This window comes from Caballeronia calidae (genome assembly GCF_900044055.2).
In the GTDB taxonomy this organism is placed as follows: domain Bacteria; phylum Pseudomonadota; class Gammaproteobacteria; order Burkholderiales; family Burkholderiaceae; genus Caballeronia; species Caballeronia calidae.
The window spans coordinates 1-688 of sequence record NZ_FCOX02000340.1; the positions used below are offsets into that span (position 1 = coordinate 1).

At 62.8% G+C, this 688-nt stretch carries 1 pseudogene; it reads right to left on the minus strand.

Features of this window, described 5'->3' with window-relative positions:
* Positions 1 to 377: 377 nt before the first annotated feature.
* Positions 378 to 688 (minus strand): annotated as a pseudogene (locus AWB78_RS42940) (transposase); the annotation flags it as partial.

Consider the following 688-nt stretch of genomic DNA (forward strand, 5'->3'; position numbering starts at 1 on the left):
TGCCCACTGAAAAAGTAGTGGGCACATTCTGCGTTGCATCGCCTCCGCCTTCTACGTGGGCCGAATTGAGCGCTTTCGTATGTTGGTGAGCGCGCGGTATTGCGCTCGCCAACTGCGGCAATCGAATTCACGTCCCCCCTGCCTGAAGCCCGTGGCGCTCGTGAGATGATCCAACGTCCCACAACCTTCTATCCGCTGGCCCGGTTCGCCAGCCCTATCCTGCATGCGCGCTGCGCCGGAGTCTTGTCCGGGTGACGTGCCCCATCTAGAAATCGGTTGCGTCGGCAACCCAGGAATCCGACGGGCATGTCCACTTCAACCATGGGAACAACAAGTGATCCGATTGTCGCGGCATCACTTTCGCTATGCATACGAGGTCAGAGGGGTTTCATCTGCGCGCCCTCAGGAATAACGCCGTGCTTCAGGTAGCGCCATAGTGCAATCACCAGTCGTCGTGCGACAGCGACGATGGCGATGCGCCGCGCGCGGCGGTTCGGCCCCGTGCCCTGCGTGCGCTGGTTGAACCACTGTGTCAGTGCACTGCCGGGCTGGTAGCGCAGCCAGGTCCACGCCATCTCGATCAGCAGCGCGCGCACCCGTCGGTTGCCCTGTTGCTGATCCCCTGGTCGACCTGGCTTTCGCCGCTGTCATAGGGCTGCGGCACCAGGCCGACGCACGCGCCCACCTG